Genomic DNA, 6,666 nt, shown 5'->3' on the forward strand with positions numbered 1-6,666 from the left:
AGTTAGTTGTTAAGAATATAGTTAAAAATATGCATATATCTATAGAAAAATGTGGAATTGGGCTTGCACATAACCAATATCCCAAACAAGACGGTGCAACAAATCCTTATTCTATTTTTATTATAGATGGGCAAGACTACTATAGTGATGTGTTATTTGAAGCATTTATAAATCCTTTAATAGTTGGATATAGCAGTGAAAAGGTAGGTTTTTATCACGGGTGTTTGAGCGCTATTGGTATAGGCCCAGCTAAAGTATCTACTTATAAGGAGATTCTAATTGCATTTTTTTCAGAAGATTTAACATTACAAGTAAAGAAGTATACTGGTATGGCAGCAATAATTTGTCAACATGAATTTAATCACTTAGCTACACGTGGTACTTATGTGGATACTGTAAATAGCTATATTAACGGTGATCGTTATATTCATGCAGAGGAATCTTATTTAGATCGAGAAGAGATGGAAAGAGATGAACTTGGTAAGATAATAGAACATGTAGTAGACGATATACCTTGCCTTATTAGTGATGAAACCTTAGCAAAATGTAGAAAATTTTTAATAAATAATAAATTATATAATGATGCTTTAAAACAATATTTACATAATCATCCTGAAGATAAATTTTTACATGATAATCTGATGGCTTTACCATATACAACAGATACAACTTTATATAGTAATGAAACGTGAAGCGCTCATATAGTCTTGTAATAAAATCTGTTTTAATACTGTTGCTGCTGTTAATATCCTTGTATGTTGTACTGCCAAATTTTGTTGATAGTAAGCTTTTTGTTTCCAAAAAAAGAATAAATTTGGGTCTTGATCTAAAAGGGGGAGCATCGTTACTTCTCGATGTAGATTTGGATTTTTATTTTAAAGAAAAATTGGGTATCATTGCGAATGAGCTACAAGGAGTATTATTAGCAAAAAACATTAAATGTAAAGTACAGAATGATAGCGAATTTGTGATTGTTATTTTGGATAGGGATTATGATATAACAAAATTAATTAATCAAATAGACCAAGCTTTAGAGTTGCACAAAATAGACTCTAAAATATTAATTACATATAAACCTCATTCTAAAAATTCATTAATTGATAGTGTAATAAAGAATTCAATCTATAATGTTCATAGACGTATGGATGAACTTGGCACTAAAGAGGTAAGCGTACAGAAGCAAGGACAGAATAAAATTTTAATACAAATGCCTGGGGCAGAAAGTACCGAACAGGTAAAGTCTCTTCTTGGTAAAACTGCCAAGCTCTCTTTTCATTTGCTGGATGAGCGAGCAAAACGTATACAGGATATAGATCATGAAACTACTGTTTTGCTGCAAGATGCTTTTGGTAATTTTTATCATGTACTACGTAAGACTGAAATAGGTGGTGATGCGCTTATTAATGCATCAGTGAGATTTGGTAACTTAAATGAGATAGGAGTACATTTTAAATTTAATAAAATAGCAAGTGAAAAATTTGCAAAAATTACAAGAGAAAATGTCGGTAGGCCATTTGCAATTGTACTGGACAATACTGTTTTAACTGCACCGATAATACGTGAGCCTATGATCAACGGAGAGGGGCAAATCAGCGGTCATTTTACCGAGAAACAAGCTAATGAATTGGCTGTGCTTTTAAGATCAGGGGCATTGCTAGCTCCACTTAAAGTGGTAGAAGAAAAGAATATCGGTCCAAGTCTTGGAAAACAATCAATACAAGCGGGAGAAATAGCATCTGTTATTTCTATAATAGCAGTGTCTTTATTTATAATCATTACTTATGGTAAATTAGGCGTATTGGCTTCTATAGGATTGCTTTTTAATGTAGTACTTATATTATTAATTCTAACATTACTTGAATCTACTTTAACATTACCTGGCATTACAGGCATTGCACTTACTGTAGGCATGGCAGTGGATGCAAATGTTTTGATTTTTGAACGTATCCGTGAAGAAATAAAATCTGGGAAGAGGGTAATACGTGCTATTGAAGAAGGCTTTAGAAATGCAGTAAGGACTATTTTAGATTCAAATATTACTACTTTAATTGCTGCAGGTATAATGTTTGTTATTGGTAGTGGAGCAATCAGGGGTTTTTCTGTTACATTGTCGATAGGGATTATATGTTCAATGTTTTCTGCAATTACTGTGACAAAACTACTGATAGATTTATTTATTGATCCTCAGAAGCTTACTTTGTAGTATATGTATTCAGTAGCGCAAGTGCAACAACGGCTGCTGTATCGACTCTTAAGATTTGTTTACCTAGGCTGATTTTTTGGCAAAAACTGCTAGCAAAATTTAATTCATCTTGTGAAAAACCGCCTTCTGGTCCGATGATAATAGCATTGGTTTCTAAGATATTTTCTGGGGATATACCTGTTGGGTCACACAAAATAAAATTGTAGTTTTGCAGTTGAGCGAGATCAGAAAAATTAATTGGAGCTAGAATTTCAGGTATATTTATTCTTTCACATTGTTCTGCTGCTTCGATTGCTTGAAGTTTTATTCTGTTAAGGTTTACATTTCTTACTATTGTATGCTGCGTTAGGATAAACTGAATATGAGTTACTCCCATTTCTGTTGATTGTCTGATTATATTGTTGAGAGCAGCAGTTTTTACAACAGCACAATATAGGTATAAGTCTTTTTCATGCTGCTGCTCTTTAACGCACTTTTTTAACTTAACTTGAGCTAGCTTATTTGATTGTTTAATTATTTCTCCTGACCATTCTCCATCTTTGCCATTAAAAAGAAAAATATTATCATAATATTTAAGACGCATAACGTTATATATATAGTGACTCTGCTTATGATTAAGCGTTAAGATAGTGTTTTCTGATAAAAGTTGTTCAATATACAGTCTAATTTTTTGCATCAGTTTTTAACAATGGCTCTAATATTTTTAGAAATTCTGGAATTCCATTTTTTATGCCTGTTTTTTCAGTATTATTGGACATTATGCACAATTTTTTAGAGTCTTTTAATAATTCTATAAGTACTGTTATTAATCTGTGTTGTGTTTCACTATTCTGTTCTATCAGGATAGCTGCATTTGCATTTTCAATATGTTTTGCATTGTAAAATTGATGGTTATTTTTTGAAGTAGGTATAGGGATGTATATAGCAGGGCGCTTAGCAAGTGTAATTTCAGCTATTGAAGTTGCTCCCGCTCTGCTGATAACTAAATGTGCATTCGCTAACCTTTGCTCCATATTATCAAAGAACTCACTTAACTCGAAATTGATTTTTAAGTGTTGATATAAACTTTTAATATGGTTAAAATTTATGCTTATACATTGTTGTGTTATTTTAATTTTTTGTAGTAGTTTTTTTGGTAATGTACATATTACCCTACTTATGGTATCATCAAAAAAATCTGCTCCTTGGCTTCCTGCAATAATCAGTATATTAAAATTTTCTGTAGTATCAGTGATAGCAGATATTTTTAATATCTGTAGATCAATAAAATTGCCTGTAAAAATACATTTATAATTTTGTGCATATTTGGTAATAGGGAAGCTTGTTGCAACAAGTCTTGCTTTTTTAAAGAAAAACCTATTTGCCCTTCCAAGAACAGAGTTCTGTTCATGTAAAACTACAGGTATAGAAAGCATACTAGCTGCACAAAGTGCTGGGAAAGTAGCATAACTACCAAAGCCTATAACTAATTTAGGCTTTAGCAATTTTATATAATGTAATGCTACTATGCAACTATACAGCAGCATAAAGTAAAATTTAATCTTATGTGTACTTGGTCTGCATAAAGGTAATACATAATTTTCTATACCATGAATCTGTTTATCACTAAGTAATATACAACTGTAATTCTGTATTTTTAGTGCTTTAGCTAGATTAATTGCTGGAAATATGTGTCCTCCTGTACCGCCAGTTGCTAGAATAATGTCTACCATAAACTATTATTTAACAAATTTAATGTATACTTTCCTTAAGAGTATAAAATAAAATGCCTGACGTAAAGAGATCAAAATCTGCTAAAGAGACATTAAAATATGGGTGCAGTTTTTTTAAGTGGTTAAAATGTATTGTTAAAAATACAGCTTTTGCTCACTTATTACGGTTTGGTATACCTCATTTTGATACTTTACAGTCTCCAAAAAAATATCAGAGAAAATCTAAAAAACTTGAATAATTTAATCTTAAGCATATAATACTTTATGTATTGTTAAGATGAAAATGGCATTAAGCCCGTTAGATCAGTTTAAAGTATATACAATTATAGAGCTACCTAGATTATTAGGGTATGACATAAGCTTTACTAATTCATCACTTTATATGATGATTTCTGTAGTACTTATTATAATGTTTTTGTTATTAAGTGTCAGGCAGAAGGCTTCCGAATATGTACAAGCAGCGGCTGAATATATTTATGATTTTGTTGTTTCAATTATAGAAAGTAATACGGGCAGCCAAGGATTAAATCATATACCAATAATATTTACAGTTTTTATTTTTATTTTAGCATGTAATTTAATAGGTATACTTCCATATAGTTTTACTGTCACAAGCCAGATAATTGTTACTTTTACTTTATCAATGATCGTCTTTATCTATATAACAGTTGTTGGGTTCAGAGAAAAAGGAATAAAATTTTTGCGTGTATTATTACCGCATGGCACGCCATTATGGCTTGCACCTATGATGATTTTGATTGAACTCTTTGCCTATTTAGCAAGACCTGTCAGCTTATCAATAAGGCTTACTGCAAATATGGTTGCTGGTCATACCATTATTAAAGTAATAGCTGGTTTTATCACAAATATGCATATACTGATTGCCCCAATACCATTTTTATTCATAATTGCATTAATAGGATTTGAAGTTTTTGTAGCCATTTTACAGGCTTATATATTTACCTCATTGACATGTGTTTATTTGTCGGATGCAGTAAAATAAATTGAGTTGACTTTGTGTATGGTGTATAATAGTATTTAAGGTGTAAAAACAAGAAGGGTTATAATGGATTTTAAATTTATTGCGATTGGCTTAAGTGTATTTGGCATGTTAGGTGCTGGATTGGGTGTAGCGAATATATTTTCTACAATGTTAAATGGGTTGGCAAGGAATCCAGAATCGGAAGATAAAATGAAAAAATATGTATATACAGGTGCTGCATTAGTTGAATCAATGGGTCTTTTTGCGTTTATTCTTGCATTGTTATTAATATTTGTTGCGTAGTATGCCACAGCTTGATATATTAACTTTTTCTTCACAAATTTTTTGGTTTTTTATATCTTTCTATTTACTTTTTTTGGTAGTTAATCATATTTTTCTACCAAAATTAGAGATAATCATGTTCAATAGAAGAAGAGAAGTATTAAATGATTTCAGTTGTGCTATGTACATTCTTGAATGTGCAGAAAGTCAGGTCATACAATATAATAAAGTTTTAAATCAAGTTGAAGAGCGAATAAAGAATGCCATGTCTGATGCACTTATGCAGATAGAAAAAATGAAAGCAGATGTTGAAAGTCAATTAGAGGAGGAGAATAAAAAAATGGTTCAGTTTGTTAAAGAAGAAACACAAAACTTTCAGGTTAAGCATGTGAGTAAATTAAAACAAATAGCAGATAATATTGCTCTAATCTATTATGCTAAATTGACCAATTCTGAAGTTGTGAAAGGAAAATTTTTGCTGTCTAAAAAGTCTTAGTGGGGGAATTTATGTCTACTTCATTAATTATTGCTATTGCATTTTTTGTAGGTGTGATTTTGTCATGTGGATTATTAAAAAAAATGGTAGGTGGTACCTTAAGGAGAAAGCGTAGAAAAAATAGTATTTTGGGTTGTGATGAGAAGGAATTCAAAGATAAAGTATTGGGTTTTTATAAAAGTGCTTTGAAAGATTATGATGTCCTCATAAAGGAAGTGAAAGAAATGGAGGAAGCTTTAAAAGAAGTATATAGTGGTGTTGTTACAGAAAACAAAGAAAAATTAGGTAAGGAATTAAATGATGGTATTACAGCTAATGTCAAGCAAGCTGCTGATCAGATTATAAAAGCCAAGGAAGAATTAGAGGCAAATATAGCGAACATTGCTGCTAATAATGTTAGAATGATTATGAATAAACAGAAGGATAGTAAGCGTAATAGTGAGATTATAACTACACTCTCACGTGATCTGAGTAAGAAATTGCATTAACTACTTTTTTGAAATAATAAGGAAATTCAAAAGCTGCTATAGGAAATCTATTTTAAAAATACAATATATTTTCTGCGGAAATTTGTGTAAATAATCTTGTAGACATAAATTTAATGTTAGTTAAATATACAACCTTAAAACCTAAAGGCAAATTCATGCTTTGTATTGGTGAGGAAGGCATTATATTATTATATTTTAAAAATAATGCTTTAAATAAAAGATATTTTGCTAAGCATCAAAATAGTAGCACAGTTTCTGATATGAAAGCCTGTCTTGCTGCTCATAAGAAAGTACCTTTGTACCTAGTGCTTAATAATACAGACCAAGACTATGTATTGCGGTATATTCTTGGTGTAAATAGAATTAGTGCATATTTGGCTGTAAAAACAGAAATAGAGAATTTTGCAAATACTTATGATATAAGGTCTGCACTTTTAGTTGAAAAACCAAGTCAGTCTAACCCAAATTGGTGTTATCTTTATGTGTTATCAAAAGTAAAGAAT

The 6,666-nt window shown here is 30.8% G+C and carries 8 protein-coding genes and 1 pseudogene; 7 read left to right on the forward strand and 2 right to left on the reverse strand.

The window, feature by feature from the left end; all coding sequences use genetic code 11:
* Both BIY23_RS00785 and secD read left to right on the forward strand, forming a co-directional pair.
* A partial coding sequence (locus BIY23_RS00785) for a peptide deformylase (protein WP_081326512.1) occupies positions 1 to 692 on the forward strand: 692 nt, incomplete at its 5' end.
* On the forward strand, positions 689 to 2,203 hold the full coding sequence (secD, locus tag BIY23_RS00790) for a protein translocase subunit SecD (protein ID WP_070064662.1): 1,515 nt from the start codon (positions 689 to 691) through the stop codon (positions 2,201 to 2,203). The genes BIY23_RS00785 and secD, both read left to right, overlap by 4 nt.
* Here the strand turns inward: secD and BIY23_RS00795 are convergent.
* On the reverse strand, positions 2,193 to 2,879 hold the full coding sequence (locus tag BIY23_RS00795) for a 16S rRNA (uracil(1498)-N(3))-methyltransferase (RefSeq protein ID WP_070064663.1): 687 nt from the start codon (positions 2,877 to 2,879) through the stop codon (positions 2,193 to 2,195). The two genes, secD and BIY23_RS00795, sit on opposite strands and share 11 nt — an antisense overlap.
* A complete protein-coding gene (locus BIY23_RS00800; protein ID WP_070064664.1) occupies positions 2,866 to 3,915 on the reverse strand; it encodes a UDP-N-acetylglucosamine--N-acetylmuramyl-(pentapeptide) pyrophosphoryl-undecaprenol N-acetylglucosamine transferase in 1,050 nt (349 codons plus the stop codon). Before BIY23_RS00800 ends, BIY23_RS00795 begins: the two co-directional genes overlap by 14 nt.
* A gap of 283 nt (positions 3,916 to 4,198) precedes the next feature.
* Between BIY23_RS00800 and BIY23_RS00810 the strand changes: the two genes are divergently transcribed.
* The 5 genes and pseudogenes from BIY23_RS00810 to BIY23_RS05360 all read left to right on the forward strand — a co-directional run.
* Positions 4,199 to 4,918: a F0F1 ATP synthase subunit A gene (locus BIY23_RS00810; protein ID WP_070064846.1), complete on the forward strand. Its 720-nt coding sequence runs from the start codon at positions 4,199 to 4,201 to the stop codon at positions 4,916 to 4,918.
* A 63-nt stretch (positions 4,919 to 4,981) separates the two neighbouring features.
* Positions 4,982 to 5,200: a F0F1 ATP synthase subunit C gene (locus BIY23_RS00815; RefSeq protein ID WP_070064666.1), complete on the forward strand. Its 219-nt coding sequence runs from the start codon at positions 4,982 to 4,984 to the stop codon at positions 5,198 to 5,200.
* A gap of 1 nt (position 5,201) precedes the next feature.
* Positions 5,202 to 5,675 (forward strand): F0F1 ATP synthase subunit B family protein, encoded by a 474-nt coding sequence (locus tag BIY23_RS00820; RefSeq protein WP_070064667.1) that lies wholly within the window; start codon positions 5,202 to 5,204, stop codon positions 5,673 to 5,675.
* An 11-nt stretch (positions 5,676 to 5,686) separates the two neighbouring features.
* Positions 5,687 to 6,163, forward strand: a complete 477-nt coding sequence (locus tag BIY23_RS00825) for a hypothetical protein (RefSeq protein ID WP_070064847.1) — start codon at positions 5,687 to 5,689, stop codon at positions 6,161 to 6,163.
* A gap of 113 nt (positions 6,164 to 6,276) precedes the next feature.
* Positions 6,277 to 6,666: pseudogene (locus BIY23_RS05360) on the forward strand (hypothetical protein); the annotation flags it as partial.

This window comes from Wolbachia pipientis (assembly GCF_001752665.1).
Lineage (GTDB): Bacteria > Pseudomonadota > Alphaproteobacteria > Rickettsiales > Anaplasmataceae > Wolbachia > Wolbachia pipientis_A.